The organism is Citrobacter sp. HN-141 (assembly GCF_033341895.1).
In the GTDB taxonomy this organism is placed as follows: domain Bacteria; phylum Pseudomonadota; class Gammaproteobacteria; order Enterobacterales; family Enterobacteriaceae; genus Citrobacter.
This window is the reverse complement of sequence record NZ_JAWPBF010000012.1, coordinates 64320-82299: the sequence shown is the minus strand read 5'-3', so window position 1 is coordinate 82299 and position 17980 is coordinate 64320. Positions and strand designations below refer to the sequence as shown.

At 52.2% G+C, this 17980-nt stretch carries 18 protein-coding genes; 12 read left to right on the top strand and 6 right to left on the bottom strand.

Going from position 1 to position 17980, the window contains the following annotated elements; genetic code table 11:
• The first annotated feature begins 165 nt into the window (after positions 1-165).
• Both ibaG and murA read left to right on the top strand, forming a co-directional pair.
• Entirely contained in the window at positions 166-420 is a 255-nt protein-coding gene (gene ibaG / locus RYZ59_RS15740; protein WP_005121314.1) for a BolA family iron metabolism protein IbaG, read from the top strand.
• A gap of 53 nt (positions 421-473) precedes the next feature.
• A complete protein-coding gene (gene murA / locus RYZ59_RS15735) occupies positions 474-1733 on the top strand; it encodes a UDP-N-acetylglucosamine 1-carboxyvinyltransferase (protein ID WP_040234132.1) in 1260 nt (419 codons plus the stop codon).
• A 57-nt stretch (positions 1734-1790) separates the two neighbouring features.
• Here the strand turns inward: murA and sfsB are convergent, their stop codons facing one another.
• On the bottom strand, positions 1791-2075 hold the full coding sequence (sfsB, locus tag RYZ59_RS15730) for a DNA-binding transcriptional regulator SfsB (RefSeq protein WP_271440745.1): 285 nt from the start codon (positions 2073-2075) through the stop codon (positions 1791-1793).
• Positions 2076-2297: 222 nt separating this feature from the next.
• Entirely contained in the window at positions 2298-3269 is a 972-nt protein-coding gene (gene ispB, locus RYZ59_RS15725) for an octaprenyl diphosphate synthase (RefSeq protein WP_048213414.1), read from the bottom strand.
• Positions 3270-3527: 258 nt separating this feature from the next.
• Between ispB and rplU the strand changes: the two genes are divergently transcribed.
• The 4 genes from rplU (at position 3528) to cgtA (ending at position 6397) form a co-directional block, all read left to right on the top strand.
• A complete protein-coding gene (gene rplU, locus RYZ59_RS15720; RefSeq protein WP_042325074.1) occupies positions 3528-3839 on the top strand; it encodes a 50S ribosomal protein L21 in 312 nt (103 codons plus the stop codon).
• Between the two features lie 19 nt (positions 3840-3858).
• The gene (gene rpmA / locus RYZ59_RS15715) at positions 3859-4116 is read left to right on the top strand and encodes a 50S ribosomal protein L27 (RefSeq protein ID WP_003025030.1); all 258 of its coding nucleotides are present in this window, start codon (positions 3859-3861) and stop codon (positions 4114-4116) included.
• Positions 4117-4243: 127 nt separating this feature from the next.
• Complete coding sequence (locus RYZ59_RS15710) at positions 4244-5209, top strand: DMT family transporter (RefSeq protein ID WP_318049291.1); 966 nt, start codon at positions 4244-4246, stop codon at positions 5207-5209.
• 15 nt (positions 5210-5224) lie between these two features.
• Positions 5225-6397 (top strand): Obg family GTPase CgtA, encoded by a 1173-nt coding sequence (gene cgtA, locus RYZ59_RS15705; protein WP_003828732.1) that lies wholly within the window; start codon positions 5225-5227, stop codon positions 6395-6397.
• Positions 6398-6527: 130 nt separating this feature from the next.
• Here the strand turns inward: cgtA and dacB are convergent, their stop codons facing one another.
• Positions 6528-7961: a serine-type D-Ala-D-Ala carboxypeptidase gene (gene dacB, locus RYZ59_RS15700; RefSeq protein ID WP_318049292.1), complete on the bottom strand. Its 1434-nt coding sequence runs from the start codon at positions 7959-7961 to the stop codon at positions 6528-6530.
• 248 nt (positions 7962-8209) lie between these two features.
• On the opposite strand from dacB, the gene greA reads away from it, so the two are divergent.
• Positions 8210-8686 carry a transcription elongation factor GreA gene (gene greA / locus RYZ59_RS15695; RefSeq protein WP_003025019.1) on the top strand — a complete coding sequence of 159 codons (477 nt, stop codon included), beginning with the start codon at positions 8210-8212 and terminating at the stop codon, positions 8684-8686.
• Positions 8687-8899: 213 nt separating this feature from the next.
• On the opposite strand, the gene yhbY is transcribed toward greA, so the two are convergent.
• The gene (yhbY, locus tag RYZ59_RS15690; protein WP_003025016.1) at positions 8900-9193 is read right to left on the bottom strand and encodes a ribosome assembly RNA-binding protein YhbY; all 294 of its coding nucleotides are present in this window, start codon (positions 9191-9193) and stop codon (positions 8900-8902) included.
• A 125-nt stretch (positions 9194-9318) separates the two neighbouring features.
• Here yhbY and rlmE point away from each other — a divergent pair, with 125 nt between their 5' ends.
• From rlmE to glmM, 4 genes are all read left to right on the top strand, one after another.
• A complete protein-coding gene (gene rlmE / locus RYZ59_RS15685; RefSeq protein WP_137382431.1) occupies positions 9319-9948 on the top strand; it encodes a 23S rRNA (uridine(2552)-2'-O)-methyltransferase RlmE in 630 nt (209 codons plus the stop codon).
• Positions 9949-10047: 99 nt separating this feature from the next.
• Positions 10048-11979 (top strand): ATP-dependent zinc metalloprotease FtsH, encoded by a 1932-nt coding sequence (gene ftsH / locus RYZ59_RS15680; protein WP_318049294.1) that lies wholly within the window; start codon positions 10048-10050, stop codon positions 11977-11979.
• A gap of 99 nt (positions 11980-12078) precedes the next feature.
• Complete coding sequence (folP, locus tag RYZ59_RS15675) at positions 12079-12927, top strand: dihydropteroate synthase (protein ID WP_048213410.1); 849 nt, start codon at positions 12079-12081, stop codon at positions 12925-12927.
• A complete protein-coding gene (glmM, locus tag RYZ59_RS15670; RefSeq protein WP_318049295.1) occupies positions 12920-14257 on the top strand; it encodes a phosphoglucosamine mutase in 1338 nt (445 codons plus the stop codon). The genes folP and glmM overlap by 8 nt, the downstream gene beginning before the upstream one ends.
• Before the next feature lie 50 nt (positions 14258-14307).
• Here the strand turns inward: glmM and dcuC are convergent, their stop codons facing one another.
• Positions 14308-15774, bottom strand: a complete 1467-nt coding sequence (gene dcuC, locus RYZ59_RS15665) for a C4-dicarboxylate transporter DcuC (RefSeq protein ID WP_318049297.1) — start codon at positions 15772-15774, stop codon at positions 14308-14310.
• A 10-nt stretch (positions 15775-15784) separates the two neighbouring features.
• Positions 15785-16918, bottom strand: coding sequence for a beta-aspartyl-peptidase (iadA, locus tag RYZ59_RS15660; RefSeq protein WP_318049298.1), 1134 nt, complete (start codon positions 16916-16918; stop codon positions 15785-15787).
• 148 nt (positions 16919-17066) lie between these two features.
• Here iadA and RYZ59_RS15655 point away from each other — a divergent pair, with 148 nt between their 5' ends.
• The gene (locus RYZ59_RS15655; RefSeq protein WP_318049299.1) at positions 17067-17960 is read left to right on the top strand and encodes a LysR family transcriptional regulator; all 894 of its coding nucleotides are present in this window, start codon (positions 17067-17069) and stop codon (positions 17958-17960) included.
• Positions 17961-17980: the final 20 nt, after the last annotated feature.

The following is a 17980-nucleotide window of genomic DNA, read 5'->3' as shown; positions in this document are numbered from 1 at the left end:
TCCAGGCTGGATAAGGCCTTGTGCCGCCATCCGGCAAAACCCCTGCAGGGGATCTGCCGCTAAAGCCTTGTCTGATTTATCAGCGAGGCTTTTTGCTTATTTATGACAGCGCCACTTTGCTCTAAGATGTTGGGCTGTTTTCACTATCTGACAAATGAAGAGCCCATGGAAAATAATGAAATTCAGAGCGTGCTGATGAACGCACTCTCCCTCCAGGAAGTCCACGTTTCTGGTGACGGCAGTCACTTTCAGGTTATTGCCGTGGGTGAGATGTTTGATGGCATGAGCCGGGTCAAGAAGCAGCAATCGGTCTATGGCCCATTGATGGAGTATATTGCGGATAACCGCATTCATGCTGTGTCGATTAAAGCGTTTACCCCAGCGGAATGGGCGCGCGATCGCAAACTTAACGGTTTTTGAGCTACGGGTGATATGCCGGTAGCGAAGATGAATTCTTAACAGAGAACAGAATAATGGATAAATTCCGTGTTCAGGGGCCAACCAAGCTCCAGGGCGAAGTCACTATTTCAGGCGCTAAAAACGCCGCACTGCCGATCCTTTTTGCGGCGCTGCTGGCTGAAGAACCTGTAGAAATTCAAAACGTCCCAAAACTGAAGGACGTAGATACTTCCATGAAACTGCTGAGCCAGTTGGGGGCGAAAGTAGAGCGTAATGGGTCTGTGCACATTGATGCGCGTGACGTTAACGTCTTCTGTGCGCCGTACGATCTGGTGAAAACCATGCGTGCGTCTATCTGGGCATTGGGGCCACTGGTCGCTCGTTTTGGTCAGGGTCAGGTTTCTCTGCCGGGCGGCTGTACTATCGGCGCGCGCCCGGTTGACCTGCATATTACCGGTCTGGAGCAGTTAGGTGCCACCATCAAGCTGGAAGAAGGCTATGTGAAGGCGTCCGTTGAGGGACGTCTGAAAGGCGCACACATTGTCATGGACAAAGTGAGTGTCGGTGCAACGGTAACCATTATGTGCGCGGCAACGCTTGCAGAAGGTACCACCATCATCGAAAACGCCGCTCGTGAACCGGAAATTGTGGATACCGCTAATTTCCTGATTGCGCTGGGTGCGAAGATCACAGGGCAGGGTACCGATCGTATCACTATTGAAGGCGTTGAACGTCTCGGCGGCGGTGTGTATCGCGTTCTGCCTGATCGTATTGAAACCGGGACGTTCCTGGTGGCGGCGGCGATTTCTCGCGGCAAAATTATCTGCCGTAATGCGCAACCAGACACACTGGATGCCGTTCTGGCGAAGCTGCGTGATGCCGGTGCGGATATCGAAGTCGGTGAAGACTGGATTAGCCTCGACATGCACGGCAAACGTCCTAAAGCGGTTAATGTGCGCACTGCGCCACATCCGGCTTTCCCGACCGATATGCAGGCCCAGTTCACGCTGTTGAACCTGGTGGCCGAAGGGACAGGCTTCATTACGGAAACCGTATTTGAGAACCGCTTTATGCACGTGCCTGAACTGAGCCGTATGGGGGCTCACGCGGAAATCGAAAGCAATACTGTGATTTGTCACGGCGTTGAAACACTCTCCGGTGCTCAGGTCATGGCGACCGATCTGCGCGCATCAGCAAGTCTGGTGTTAGCGGGATGTATCGCTGAAGGCACAACGGTCGTTGACCGTATTTATCACATCGATCGCGGCTACGAGCGCATCGAGGATAAATTGCGTGCGCTGGGCGCAAACATTGAGCGCATTAAAGGCGAGTAATCACCAACGCGTGTTGTAACCCCCAGGATCGTTGATCCGGGGGTTGCTGTTTTACCGCTACTCAAGACCCTTTTTTTCTTTCCGTACTCTCATCATCCGCGTTCTGTCGATGAATTCATGCGTCCTGGCGTCATGGTAGCGTGACGGCCAAATTACCCACGGGTCTGTTCCCAGTGCTTTCGCGATAATCAATTCACCTTTCGGCCATGGTCGGGTTAACGCATTTGCCAGCGTTGATGAACTCAAGCCATTCTTACGTGACTCAGCGGCCATTGACGTGCCTTTCTTACGTAGCCCCGCGATGATGTCAGCCGGATGCCAGTCAATGAATTTGCTTTCCATAGTTCCACATCTCCTTTGGTTAACCAGTTACGGTTTCACAATCAGCCTGTGGAGTTACTATACGCCTCGAGAACTAATGTTCTAAAATGTTCTTGTAAGGTGCTTGTATATTCAGAATATACCAAGGTTATACAAGTGATTTGATTGTTTTTGTGACTTTTTGGGAGCTTATAAGAGCATCCCGTGTGCTGCACGGGATGCTGGGAAGCGAGACGAGGGAAATTAACGGTCGCGCTGTACGGCGATATGCGCCAGGCCAATCAGGGCTTCTTTCCACGGAGTATCTGGAAGTACCTGCAGCGCCGCGATGGCTTTATCAGCTTCTTCTTCGGCACGTTGACGGGTCCATTCCAGTGACCCGCAAGCGTTCATCGCTTCCAGAACCGGCTCCAGAAGGTGGCGGCCATTACCTTGCTCAATCGCCTGGCGAATCATTTGCGCCTGCTCAGGAGTGCCGTGGCGCATCGCATGCAGCAGCGGTAGCGTAGGTTTACCTTCGTTAAGGTCATCACCCACGTTTTTACCCAACTGCTCGCCATCTGCGCTGTAATCCAGTAAATCGTCGATAAGCTGGAAAGCGGTACCGAGGTAACGGCCATAATCCTGCAGGCCTTTCTCTTGCTCATCGCTACAACCTGCAAGGATACCTGAGCATTGGGCCGCGGCCTCAAACAGACGAGCCGTCTTGCTGTAGATAACACGCATATAGTTTTCTTCGGTGATATCCGGGTCGTTGACGTTCATTAACTGCAGGACTTCACCTTCAGCAATAACGTTGACCGCTTTAGACATCACTTCCAGCACTTTCAGGGAGCCGAGGCTGGTCATCATCTGAAAGGCGCGGGTATAGATAAAATCGCCGACCAGAACGCTGGCAGCATTGCCAAACGCTGCGTTTGCCGTGGCTTTCCCTCGGCGCATATCGGATTCATCCACTACATCGTCATGAAGCAGGGTTGCGGTGTGGATAAACTCGATTAAGGCAGCGATCGTAACGTGGGCATTTTCCTGATAACCAACAGCGCGTGCCGCGAGTACAGCGATCATTGGGCGAATGCGTTTTCCGCCGCCGCTCACGATGTAGTACCCCAGTTGATTGATCAACTGGACGTCGGAATTGAGCTGTTCAAGGATTGTCGCATTGACACCCGCCATATCTTGCGCGGTTAACTCATTGATTTTTTCTAAATTCATCGCAAAAGCCGGGCTTCTCGCCCCGATTACCTCACTATTTGAGAAGGTAACGTCGGGTTTAGGGTTAGAAATATATGCTGATTGTACTGAAAAAACGCTGCAGATAAACGTTACGGTACACGTTGTGTTTTTTTTCTTCATGTATTGACGGTAGCACTTGTCAAAGGCTCGCGTTTTGCGTAATATTCGCGCCCTATTGTGAATATTTATAGCGCACTCTGAATCATCAAAAAGGTGTGCGCGGAAGCGGAGTTTTTTATGTACGCGGTTTTCCAAAGTGGTGGTAAACAACACCGAGTAAGCGAAGGTCAGACCGTTCGCCTGGAAAAGCTGGACATCGCAACTGGCGAATCTATTGAGTTCGCTGAAGTTCTGATGATCGCAAACGGTGAAGAAGTCAAAATCGGCGTTCCTTTCGTTGATGGCGGCGTTATCAAAGCTGAAGTCGTTGCTCACGGTCGTGGCGAGAAAGTTAAAATTGTTAAGTTTCGTCGTCGTAAACACTACCGTAAGCAGCAGGGCCATCGTCAGTGGTTCACTGATGTGAAAATCACTGGCATCAGCGCTTAAGTTAAGGGGAGCAGATTAAATGGCACATAAAAAGGCTGGCGGCTCGACTCGTAACGGTCGCGATTCAGAAGCTAAACGTCTGGGCGTAAAACGCTTCGGCGGTGAAACAGTTCTGGCTGGTAGCATCATCGTTCGTCAACGTGGTACTAAATTCCACGCTGGCTCCAACGTTGGTTGCGGCAAAGACCACACTCTGTTTGCTAAAGCAGACGGTAAAGTGAAATTTGAAGTGAAAGGCCCGAAAAACCGTAAATTCATCAGCATTGTTGCTGAATAAGTTTTTCGCGTCCCGGTAACGGATAAAAGCCCCGCAACACGTTGCGGGGCTTTTTACATTCGACGACCGGTAAATACGCTCGTCGCGCCGTGATAACCCGGAAACGAGCCCTTGCAGGGAATACGGCATGAAGCAGCAGGCAGGTATTGGTATTCTTTTAGCGCTCACGACAGCTGTCTGTTGGGGGGCTTTACCAATAGCGATGAAGCAAGTGCTGGAGGTGATGGAACCTCCTACCGTCGTGTTCTACCGTTTTTTAATGGCAAGCGTTGGCCTTGGCGCTATTCTTGCGGTTAAAAAAAAGCTCCCTCCATTGCGTATTTTTCGCAAAGCGCGTTGGCTGGTGCTGTTGGCTATTGCCACGGGTGGACTGTTCGGTAACTTCATTCTGTTTAGTTCGTCTTTACAATATTTGAGCCCAACGGCTTCGCAGGTTATCGGTCAACTGTCACCGGTTGGCATGATGATCGCCAGCGTCTTTATCCTGAAGGAGAAGATGCGCGGCACGCAGATTATTGGCGCTATTATGCTTCTGAGCGGCCTGGTGTTGTTTTTTAATACCAGTCTGATCGAAATTTTTACCCGGCTGACCGATTACACCTGGGGCGTTATCTTTGGTGTCGGTGCCGCGACGGTTTGGGTGTGTTATGGGGTCGCGCAAAAGGTGTTATTGCGCCGCCTGGCATCACCGCAGATCCTGTTTTTACTGTACACTTTATGTACGATAGCGTTGTTGCCGCTGGCTAAACCCGGTGTAATAGCGCAACTCAGCGACTGGCAGCTTGTCTGCCTCGTGTTCTGCGGCCTGAATACGCTGGTAGGATACGGTGCCCTTGCGGAAGCAATGGCTCGCTGGCAGGCGGCACAGGTGAGCGCCATAATTACGCTCACACCGCTGTTTACGTTGTTATTTTCAGATTTATTATCACTGGCCTGGCCCGATTTCTTCGCCAGACCGATGCTAAACCTTTTAGGTTATCTCGGTGCGTTTATCGTGGTTGCGGGCGCGATGTATTCCGCCATTGGTCATCGAATTTGGGGCGGTTTACGTAAGCATGAAACGGTGGTTTCGCAACCCCGCTCAGGCGAATGATTTACGGAGAGTAAAATGAAGTTTGTTGATGAAGCATCGATTCTGGTCGTTGCAGGCGATGGCGGTAACGGTTGTGTCAGCTTCCGCCGCGAAAAATACATCCCAAAAGGCGGTCCGGACGGTGGTGACGGTGGTGATGGCGGTGACGTCTGGCTGGAAGCCGACGAAAACCTGAACACGCTGATCGATTACCGTTTTGAAAAATCATTCCGTGCGGAACGTGGTCAGAATGGCGCAAGCCGTGATTGCACCGGCAAGCGTGGTAAAGACGTTACCATCAAAGTGCCAGTAGGGACACGCGTTATCGACCAGGGTACGGGCGAAACGATGGGCGACATGACCAAACACGGTCAGCGTCTGATGGTCGCTAAAGGCGGCTGGCACGGTCTGGGCAACACCCGTTTCAAATCCTCGGTTAACCGTACTCCGCGTCAGAAAACGATGGGTACGCCGGGTGATAAGCGTGACCTGATGCTGGAGCTGATGCTGCTGGCGGACGTGGGTATGCTGGGCATGCCAAACGCTGGTAAATCGACGTTTATCCGCGCGGTATCTGCGGCAAAACCAAAAGTGGCGGATTATCCGTTCACCACGCTGGTACCGAGCCTCGGCGTTGTGCGTATGGACAACGAGAAGAGCTTCGTGGTTGCCGATATCCCGGGCCTGATTGAAGGCGCGGCTGAAGGCGCAGGTCTTGGTATCCGCTTCCTGAAGCACCTGGAACGTTGCCGTGTGCTGCTGCATCTCATTGATATCGATCCGATTGACGGTTCCGATCCAGTAGAAAACGCCCGTATCATTATTGGCGAACTGGAAAAATACAGTCAGGATCTGGCGTCTAAACCGCGCTGGTTAGTGTTCAACAAAATTGATTTGATGGACAAAGCTGAAGCGGAAGAAAAAGCGAAAGCTATCGCTGAAGCGCTGGGCTGGGAAGGTAAATATTACCTGATCTCTGCCGCCAGCCAGCTGGGTGTGAAGGATCTTTGCTGGGATGTGATGACCTTTATCATTGAGAACCCAATCGTTCAGGCTGAAGAAGCGAAACAGCCGGAGAAAGTTGAGTTCATGTGGGATGATTATCACCGTCAGCAGCTCGCTGAAGTCGAAGACGAAGCGGAAGATGACTGGGATGACGATTGGGACGAAGACGACGAAGAAGGCGTTGAGTTTATTTACAAGCGTTAATCTCGTAGCCGGATGGCGCTTACGCTTATCCGGCCTACAAAAGCCAACGGGCCGCATTTGCGGCCCGTTTTGTTATGTTCTTTGTAGGCCGGATAAGACGCGTTAGCGTCGCCATCCGGCAATAATGCACTCAGTTATTCTGATAAATATCCTTGTACAACCGACTCTCGAAGCGTACCAGTGGAATACGGCGGTTGCGCTGGTCTGCAGGCTCTACCGCATAGCCAGACAGATACTGCACGAAGGCCATGCGTTGCCCGCTGGCGGTGGTGATGAACCCTGCGAGGTTGTATACCCCTTGCAGTGAGCCTGTTTTCGCCGATACTTTGCCATCCACTCCAGCCTGATGCAGGCCCGCACGGTATTGCAGGGAGCCATCGTGGCCCGCCAGCGGCAGCATGGTGATAAAGTTCAGCTCATTGTCATGCTGCGCAATGTATTGCAGCACCTGCATCATGGTGGCGGGGGCAATCAGGTTATGGCGAGAGAGACCAGAGCCATCGGCAATAATCGTGTTGCCGATATCGACGCCTGCCTGCTGACGCAGGATCTGACGTACGGCATCTGAACCTGCCCGCCAGGTGCCCGGTACGTTAAATCGCGCATGACCAATCATGCGAAAAACGGTGTCGGCAATCATGTTGTCTGATTTTTTCAGCATAATCTTAAGCAGATCATGCAGCGGTGCTGATTGTTTGCTGGCGACTACGGTACCCGGCTCGTTGACCTGAGTTTGACGCAGCAGCGTGCCGCTGTAGGTAATACCCGCTTGCTTTAGCTCATCTTTAAGAATGGCTCCGGCATAGCTGGCACCGTCCTGGATAGCAAACGCCAGTGGCAGCGGTTCGGCGCGCTGCGGCAGACACCCGGTCAGCGTGAAGCGGTTCAAATCGCCGGGTACTACGTCCAGTTCACAATATTGCGCTTCCGCAGAACCACGTGCGAGGGTGCGAACCTGGCTGAACATGGTCACCGGGTAGTAAGACGCTACGCGAATATACGCCAAATCGTTGGCTTTTTGTGCGCTGTAGAGCGATACAGAGAAGCAATTTCGGTCGACAATCGCCGCCGCAGGCGGAGCGCTAAAACATTGCGTCATGTCGTTCCAGGGCCAGCCGGGCGCCTTATCATGGCTGGCAAAAATGGAGGTGTCGATCAGGACATTTCCGGCAATTTGCGTCACCCCTGATTTTTTCAGAGTTGCTACTATATTGCGAATATCCTGACGTTTTAACGTCGGATCGGCACCAAATCTCGCAACTAAGTCACCTTTCAATATCCCATTTTCTACGTTGCCTTTTGTCTCAAGCGTCGTGGTGAAACGGAAATCAGGTCCGAGTTGAATCAATGCCGCCAGAGCGGTGATCACTTTCTGGGTACTGGCCGGGAGCGCCATCTGCTGGCTATGGTAATCAATCGCGGGCGCAGGCGCGCCAACCTTCTGTACCATAAGGGCGAGGTTGGCCCCGGCAGGAAGCTGGTTGATGTACTCGTCGACATTCGCAGCCTGAACGCTGAACGCTATACTGGCAGTTAATCCAATGGCAAATCTGGGAAATCGCATAATCTCGCGCTAACAACCTGGAATCAGGCCGTCATACTACGGCGCAACGCCCTAAAAAGTAAACGATGACCCATAGGGAACTCCAGGGTAAAATGAACATCAAATAGAGAATTGTAGCTGACCTGGGTCCTCGTGCCCCGGGTCGGTATTTTTTTGCTTCTGACTCTGGCATGGCGTATGCCAGAGTGGGCTTAGCAGCCGGGGTGAGGACAACCACCCCCTACAGGAATGTTCAAGAGGTATAACAAATGCAAGCTATCCCGATGACCTTACGTGGTGCTGAAAAACTGCGCGAAGAACTGGATTTTCTCAAATCTGTGCGTCGCCCTGAAATTATTGCCGCGATCGCGGAAGCGCGTGAACACGGTGACCTGAAAGAGAACGCGGAGTATCACGCGGCTCGTGAACAGCAGGGATTCTGCGAAGGTCGCATTAAAGATATTGAAGCCAAACTGTCTAACGCGCAGGTTATTGACGTCACTAAAATGCCAAATAACGGCCGCGTTGTGTTCGGTGCGACGGTTACCGTTCTGAATCTTGATAACGATGAAGAGCAGACCTGGCGCATTGTGGGCGATGATGAGGCCGATTTTAAACAAAACCTGATTTCGGTGAACTCACCTATTGCTCGCGGCCTGATTGGTAAAGAGCAGGATGACGTGGTGGTTATCAAAACGCCGGGCGGTGAAGTTGAGTATGAAGTGACGAAGGTCGAATACCTGTAAGAATTTCCCAATACACGCATCATACTTCACGCTGCATACGCGTTGGTTGTGCTCGAATTATTTAGTGTATCTGTAAGATGTTGATGTATTGTAAAGAAAGGAAAAAGGCCGCATAGCGGCCTTTTATCAACGAAGAGAGCGTGGCATTTTGCTCTCCTGCTAGCGGAAATTCCCGCGTTTTACACAAACTTCGTGTTCAACTTTGGGATATTCTTAGCGTGGCAGCGAGATTTTACGTTCTTTAGTCGGGCGATACAGTACCAGCGTTTTGCCGATGACCTGTACATTGCAGGCGCCGGTTTCGCGTACGATAGCTTCCACGATCAAGGTTTTAGTATCGCGATCTTCCGAGGCGATTTTCACCTTGATAAGCTCATGGTGCTCTAACGCTTGTTCAATCTCGGCCAGTACCCCTTCGGTCAAACCATTATTGCCAAGCATAACTACAGGCTTGAGCGGATGTGCCAGACCTTTCAGGTGCTGTTTTTGTTTAGTACTCAGATTCATCGTATATTTTTGCTTACGTTGGGATTGAAAACGGGTCATTCTACCGCCATCTCCCATATATCGCCAAATAGCTGTGTAGATATTTACACCATTGGTTACGATGAACTGCCCGATGGGAAAGTGAAATGACAGGTAAAAAGCGTTCTGCCAGCTCGAGTCGTTGGCTTCAGGAACACTTTAGCGATAAATATGTTCAACAGGCACAGAAAAAGGGGTTACGTTCCCGTGCCTGGTTTAAACTTGATGAAATACAGCAAAGTGACAAAATTTTTAAACCGGGGATGACGATTGTTGACCTCGGCGCTGCACCCGGTGGCTGGTCGCAATATGCGGTTACGCAGATCGGAAACAGCGGCCGCATTATCGCTTGCGATCTTTTACCTATGGATCCAATCGTTGGTGTGGACTTCCTTCAGGGCGACTTTCGTGATGAATTAGTCCTGAAAGCGTTACTTGAGCGTGTAGGTGACAGTAAAGTACAAGTTGTCATGTCTGATATGGCGCCAAATATGTGTGGAACACCGGCGGTGGATATTCCCCGGGCCATGTATCTGGTTGAACTGGCACTTGGAATGGCTCGTGATGTATTAGCGCCAGGTGGTAGTTTTGTAGTTAAGGTGTTCCAGGGCGAAGGCTTCGATGAGTATCTAAGAGACATTCGCTCCCTGTTTACGAAGGTCAAAGTTCGTAAGCCGGACTCTTCTCGCGCCCGTTCGCGTGAAGTGTACATTGTAGCGACCGGGCGTAAACCATAACCGGTAGATTTCAAACGAAAGTTTGAAAGACACTGGATATAGAGTATCCTGACGCTGTTTTTAACACAGTTGTAATATGAGGTTAATCCCTTGAGTGACATGGCGAAAAACCTAATACTCTGGCTGGTCATTGCCGTTGTGCTGATGTCAGTATTCCAGAGCTTTGGGCCCAGCGAGTCTAATGGCCGTAAGGTTGATTACTCTACCTTCCTGCAAGAGGTCAATCAGGACCAGGTTCGTGAAGCGCGTATCAACGGACGTGAGATTAACGTTACCAAGAAAGATAGTAACCGTTACACGACCTACATTCCGGTTAACGATCCGAAGCTGCTTGATAACCTGCTGACCAAAAACGTCAAGGTTGTTGGCGAGCCGCCTGAAGAGCCGAGCCTGCTGGCTTCTATCTTCATTTCCTGGTTCCCAATGCTGCTGCTGATTGGTGTCTGGATCTTCTTTATGCGTCAAATGCAGGGCGGTGGTGGCAAAGGTGCCATGTCGTTCGGTAAGAGCAAAGCGCGCATGTTGACTGAAGATCAGATCAAAACCACTTTTGCTGATGTCGCGGGTTGTGACGAAGCGAAAGAAGAGGTCGCTGAACTGGTTGAATACCTGCGCGAGCCGAGCCGTTTCCAGAAACTGGGCGGTAAGATCCCGAAAGGCGTCCTGATGGTCGGTCCTCCGGGTACAGGTAAAACCCTGCTGGCAAAAGCCATCGCGGGTGAAGCGAAGGTTCCATTCTTCACAATTTCCGGTTCTGATTTCGTGGAAATGTTCGTCGGTGTGGGCGCATCTCGTGTGCGTGACATGTTCGAACAAGCCAAGAAAGCGGCACCGTGCATCATCTTCATCGATGAAATCGACGCCGTAGGTCGCCAGCGTGGCGCTGGTCTGGGTGGCGGTCACGATGAACGTGAGCAGACGTTGAACCAGATGCTGGTTGAGATGGACGGCTTCGAAGGTAACGAAGGTATTATCGTTATCGCGGCAACTAACCGTCCGGACGTTCTTGACCCTGCGCTGCTGCGTCCAGGCCGTTTTGACCGTCAGGTTGTTGTTGGTCTGCCGGATGTTCGCGGTCGTGAACAGATTCTGAAAGTGCATATGCGTCGCGTACCGCTGTCTCCGGATATCGATGCGGCAATCATTGCTCGTGGTACGCCTGGTTTCTCCGGTGCGGATCTCGCGAACCTGGTGAACGAAGCGGCACTGTTTGCAGCGCGTGGCAACAAGCGTGTTGTATCGATGGTTGAGTTCGAGAAAGCGAAAGACAAAATCATGATGGGTGCGGAACGTCGCTCCATGGTGATGACGGAAGCGCAGAAAGAATCTACCGCGTATCACGAAGCTGGCCACGCGATTATCGGTCGCCTGGTGCCGGAGCACGATCCGGTGCACAAAGTGACGATTATTCCGCGCGGTCGTGCGCTGGGTGTCACCTTCTTCCTGCCTGAAGGCGACGCAATTAGCGCCAGCCGTCAGAAACTGGAAAGTCAGATCTCCACGCTGTACGGCGGTCGTCTGGCGGAAGAGATCATCTACGGTGCTGAACATGTTTCTACCGGTGCGTCCAACGACATTAAAGTCGCGACGAACCTGGCGCGTAACATGGTCACTCAGTGGGGCTTCTCTGACAAACTGGGGCCGTTGCTGTATGCGGAAGAAGAAGGCGAAGTGTTCCTCGGTCGTTCTGTTGCGAAAGCAAAACATATGTCCGATGAAACCGCGCGCATTATCGATCAGGAAGTGAAATTGCTGATTGAACGCAACTATGACCGTGCTCGCCGTCTGCTGAACGATAACCTGGACATTCTGCACTCGATGAAAGATGCGCTCATGAAATATGAGACCATCGATGCACCGCAGATTGATGATCTGATGGCTCGCCGCGATGTGCGCCCGCCAGCGGGTTGGGAAGAGTCTGCTTCATCTAACAACTCTGGCAACAATGGCACCCCGAGTGCTCCACGTCCGGCTGAAGAGCCGCGTACGCCGACCCCGGGCAACATGTCAGAGCAGTTAGGCGACAAATAAGTTATCGTCATCTGATGACCATGTTTTAATTGAAAACCCTGGGGCTTGCTCCGGGGTTTTTCTTATCTGCTTACTCACGATTTTACCAGGGATAACACTATGAAACTCTTTGCTCAGGGATCTTCGCTGGATCTCAGCCATCCCCACGTCATGGGGATTTTAAACGTCACACCAGACTCTTTTTCTGATGGTGGAGCGCACAACTCCCTGGTTGAGGCGGTAAAACACGCAAATCTGATGATTAACGCAGGGGCGACTATCATTGATGTGGGTGGTGAGTCTACGCGACCGGGCGCGGCGGATGTTAGCGTGGAAGAAGAACTGCAGCGTGTGATCCCGGTTGTTGAGGCAATTGCGCAACGTTTTGAAGTGTGGATTTCGGTCGATACCTCAAAACCAGAGGTCATTCGTGAGTGCGCCAGAGTGGGTGCGCATATCATTAACGATATACGTTCGCTCTCTGAGCCGGGCGCGCTGGAAGCTGCGGCAGAAACTGGGTTGCCGGTTTGCCTGATGCATATGCAGGGACAGCCGAAAACGATGCAGGAGGCGCCGAAGTATGAGGATGTATTTGCCGAGGTAAATCGTTATTTTGTTGAGCAAATAGCACGTTGTGAACGGGCCGGAATCACAAAAGATAAATTGCTACTCGACCCAGGATTCGGATTCGGTAAAAATCTTACCCACAACTACACATTGCTGGCACGTCTGGCGGAATTTCATCATTTTAATCTGCCGCTGCTGGTAGGGATGTCACGAAAATCAATGGTTGGCCAATTGCTCAATGTGGGTCCATCTGAGCGTTTGAGCGGCAGCCTTGCATGCGCGGTCATTGCCGCAATGCAGGGGGCGCAGATTATTCGTGTCCATGACGTCAAAGAAACCGTAGAAGCGATGCGTGTGGTGGAAGCCACATTGTCTGCAAAGGAAAACAAACGCTATGAGTAATCGTAAATATTTTGGCACCGATGGGATTCGTGGTCGTGTAGGCGACGCTCCAATCACCCCTGACTTTGTGCTCAAGCTGGGTTGGGCGGCAGGAAAGGTGCTGGCACGTCATGGTTCACGCAAAATCATTATCGGTAAAGATACGCGTATTTCCGGCTATATGCTGGAATCTGCGCTGGAAGCGGGCCTGGCTGCCGCAGGGTTGTCAGCTTCTTTCACCGGCCCCATGCCAACACCTGCCGTCGCTTATCTGACGCGTGCTTTCCGTGCTGAAGCCGGGATTGTTATCTCCGCTTCGCACAACCCATTTTATGACAACGGGATTAAATTTTTCTCTATCGACGGGACCAAACTGCCGGATGCCGTTGAAGAAGCGATTGAAGCGGAGATGGAAAAAGCAATCACCTGCGTGGATTCGGCCGAGCTGGGTAAAGCCAGTCGTATTGTCGATGCTGCCGGTCGCTATATTGAGTTCTGCAAAGGCACCTTCCCGAATGAACTGAGCCTGAACGAGCTTAAAATTGTGGTGGACTGCGCTAACGGCGCAACGTACCACATTGCGCCAAATGTACTGCGCGAACTGGGTGCTAACGTCATTGCGATTGGCTGTGAACCGAACGGCGTGAACATCAATGAAGAAGTCGGCGCGACCGATGTTCGTGCGCTGCAGGCGCGCGTCATCGCGGAAAAAGCCGATCTGGGTATTGCTCTCGACGGTGACGGCGACCGCGTCATTATGGTTGATCACGAAGGTAATAAAGTCGACGGCGACCAGATCATGTACATCATCGCTCGTGAAGCGCTGCGCCAGGGGCAACTGCGCGGTGGCGCGGTGGGTACTCTGATGAGCAACATGGGGCTGGAGCTGTCGCTGAAACAACTGGGCATTCCGTTTGCCCGTGCGAAAGTGGGCGACCGTTATGTGCTGGAAAAAATGCAGGAAAAAGGCTGGCGTATCGGTGCGGAAAACTCAGGTCATGTGATCCTGCTGGATAAAACCACCACCGGTGACGGTATTGTGGCGGGTCTGCAGGTACTGGCAGCGATGGTACGTAACCATATGAGTTTGCACGATCTGTGCAGCGGCATGAAAATGTTCCCGCAACTGCTGGTTAACGTACGTTACACCGCAGGTGGCGGCGATCCGCTGGAACATGAAAGCGTGAAAGCGGTGATGGCAGAGGTTGAAGCGGCACTGGGTAACCGTGGACGTGTACTGCTGCGTAAGTCGGGCACTGAGCCATTAATCCGTGTGATGGTTGAAGGTGAAGACGAAGCGCAGGTTACGGAGTTTGCGCACCGCATTGCGGATGCAGTGAAAGCCGTTTAACCCTTTCCGTAAAGCGTAAGAGCCGGAGTCTGAGAGACTCCGGCTTTTTTTTACTGTACTGCCAGCGGCTGTTTACGCCGGCGCTGCCAGAAGTAGCCACCGACCATCAATAGCACGAGGACGGTCAGCCACGGGAGAACCGCCAACAAGTGCCCGGATCGGGCGAATGTCAGCGCAATCATCAGCAGCCATCCTCCCAGCATCGGAATTGCGGTGCGTTTAACGATATCCACCGGTGATACACCTGCGATCCCGGCGATGGCGATAATCACGCCGGCAATAGGCGACAACGTCCGTCCAATGCCCGCTGAGATCTGAATCGGCAGCATCATAACCGCCACGTCGCTGCCGATATGGCGGCTGATATCCGGCACCATCGGGGCGAAGGAGAAAAATGCTGCATTCCCGGAGCCCATCAACGCTGAAATCGCAAAGGTGATGAGCGTCATCAGCAAGATTATGGACGCTGCGCTGAGGCCAAATTCTCCTGAGAGCGACAGCAGCGCATCAACCGCGCCAATCGCTTTCAGACCGGCGGAAAAGACTTCACCGGCGATAATCAGCGTGACTACCGTGGCAAACACACTGCCCATACTGTCGAAAACTTTTTGTACGCCAGCCATCACTTCGCGAGCTTTACGATGGCGGCAATATTCGCAAATCAGAGTAATGGCCAGGCTTATCAGTACGGCGGTATCCAGCGTGATCTTGAGTGAGCTGAATACTAAATCACTGCACACCAGCATCAATACCAGCGGTAACATCGGCAGGAATAGCCAGGCAACCGGCGCTTCGGCTTCTTCGGTTGCGGTTAATGTCTGCATTTGCTGCGCGGCATTGTCACCACTCTCCCGGCGATCGAAAAAGCGTTGTACAACGATATGAAGCAGAGCGATGAAAAGAATAACCGGAACGACAACCGGTAACTGATCCTGAACAAAATAGTTAACTACCTCGATACCTGCCGTTTTGGCGGCGAGAACCGAGTTCCCGGAGCCTGGGCCAAATTCAACGGCACAGGTACTGGCGATAACCGCAGCGACGGCGGCGCGGCTGCAGCCAAGACGGGTCAGCAGGGGGTAAAGCGTTGCCATCAATAGCAGACCCAGTCCGGTAGCGCTACTGATAAACAGCGACAGAAATTGGCCCAGCAGCAGGGCCAGCCCGAGCAGTAGATAAGGGGAGTTCAGACGTTGCAAGGGGCGGGAGGTGACGCGCACCAGCACCTGACTTGCGCCAATAGCCGACATATAGGTGGCAAAGCCACCTATCAGCATGATTTGTAGCCCGAGACCGCCGAGACGCACGCTCAGGGTGTCGCGAATAAACTCAAAGGCGTCAAAGGGACCAAATCCGGTGCTTTTTTTTACCAGGCTACTGAGCGTAGCCATCCCGCTAAAATGCGCGATAAGCAGGAGTACGATCCCGGTTAAGAGCAGCACCGACTGAGGGTGATACTTTTTCAGGATCAGACGCCCGGCAAAAATAATGGCGACCAGCGCCAGTAATAATGACATTCTCAACTCCTCACTCAAAGTTGCCGGTGACCAGACACTCACCGTCACGCAGTAACGGCTTTCCGGCGGCAAACAGGTGGGCCAGTGAGAGGTCGTCATTGAGCACGCAAATATCAGCACGTTCTCCTGCACAAAGCACGCCCCCGGAAATACCCAGCGAGCGCGCAACGTTTGCCGTCAGCATCGCGATCGCCTGTGGCACCGGAATCCCGACATCAATCAGGCGAGGAAGCAGGTTAAGATTGCCTGCTACCGGCGCGGCGCTTAGTCCTTCCACGATGCCTTGCGCATTAAAGCGCGGCACGCTGCCATTACCATCAGAGCTAATGGTGATGCGATCGGCCGGAACCTGTGATTCCAGCGCGTGGAGAATTGCTTGCTCCTGGGGCATAAATCGACTGCCGCCAGACGTCACGTCGATATGGCCACCGCGATGTGCGAAAGCGATAGCCTGTTCGAACAATGCTTCTGTCCTCGCGACATGCGTTGGCGAAATGTGATGAATCGGAATCCCGGCATCACACAGTTCCATCAACTGTGACATCCCTTCCGGCAGATTGCCCAGGTGGACATGCAGCAGCCCTTTTTTTCCGGCCAGGAGTGACGATACGCGAATGTCACTGATTATTCTTAATAACTCCTGGAAAGAGGGGTAGGAGCCACGGTGATCGGCGAGTGCGATTTTGACACCGAGGATTGCCGGGATAAATGCCATATCATCGCGAATGGATCGCGTAATTGTCGGGCTGGGTACCGCGTAGGCTCCGGTATGCATATACGCACGCAGGCCCTCCAGATTGAGAGACTGCATTTTGGCGTAAAGATCTTTCGGGGAGCGGGATATCGCATCAGTGCCCAGCACGCCGACGACGGTCGTAATACCGGCCTGAATCAGATCGCGCAGCTTGACGGCGGGTGTCCGGCTGGCAAAGCCGGCTTCACCGCCACCGCCGGTAAGATGGACATGCTGATCGATAATTCCGGGAATTACCCACTTACCGCGGCAATCGATGACCTCTTTGACGCCATCAAAGAGTGCAATATCTTTTTCAACAGCCACAATGCGATCGGCATGTATGAGCAGGGAACAGAGGCCTAAATCCTCTGGGGAAAATACGCGGGCATTGGTCAGTAAAGTAAACATATCGGTCCTGTCAAACGTCGAGGGTGAGAGTCGGCAGGTGAAACGGAATATTGTTGTTATGATGTCCACATTAAAGCCATTACTATAACTGTGACTATTGCCGATTTGTTATCGGTGGATACGGTTATGGCATGATGGGGAATGAGACGTGGATTCGAAGTGGTTAGAAGATTTTCTGGCGTTGAGTCAGTATGGGAATTACTCCCAGGCAGCGATACAGCGGCATATCACCCAGCCCGCGCTAAGCCGACGTATAAAGGCGCTGGAGGAGATGTTGGGGGTCCCGCTGTTTGACCGCACCACGACGCCCGTTACGCTCACCTGTTATGGCGAACGTTTTGAACCTTATGCCCGCCAGGTCCTCAGTACACTCACGGAGGCGCGCCATGATCTGTGTGCGATGATGCCAGCGACGGACAATACGTTGGTGATGGTGAGTCTGCATACGCTGTCAGTCAATATCCTGCCTGATATGATCAGCTATCTGCGCCAAAGTGAACCGCAATTAAACTTCACGGTAAATGCCAGCATCCAGGGGATTGATAATCACTTTAATGCCCTGATAAACCGGCAAATTGATATGCTGGTGACGTACGATTTACCCTCTTCACAACCGGGGCTGGAGATTGCCGGAGGGCTGAAACGTTCTTTATGGCGATATGAGCGTTTTATCCCGGTGATTTCTGCGCAACTCGCGGACAGGCTGGATGATCCGCATACCCCGCTCCCCTGGCTATGCTACAGCGACTATACCTTTGTCAAACGTATTATTGATCCGGCAGAACAACGAGTGCGCCCACGGTTGAAAAAAGTGTTTGAGACTGGGCTAAGCGAAACAATACGAGAAATGGTACTGCGCCATATGGGAATGGCGTGGTTACCTGAATCAATGGTGGCTGAGGAGTTAGTGAATCAGGCGATCATTCACTGTTGGCCAGAAAATTCGGATCTGGTTTGTGAGATCCCAATTGTTGTTTGGGCAAATCTTGACGATCAGCGGTCAGTAATGCAGCGATGCTGGGATAAGTTGCTGCGTTTTTGATTGATGTGGCGATTTTTTCC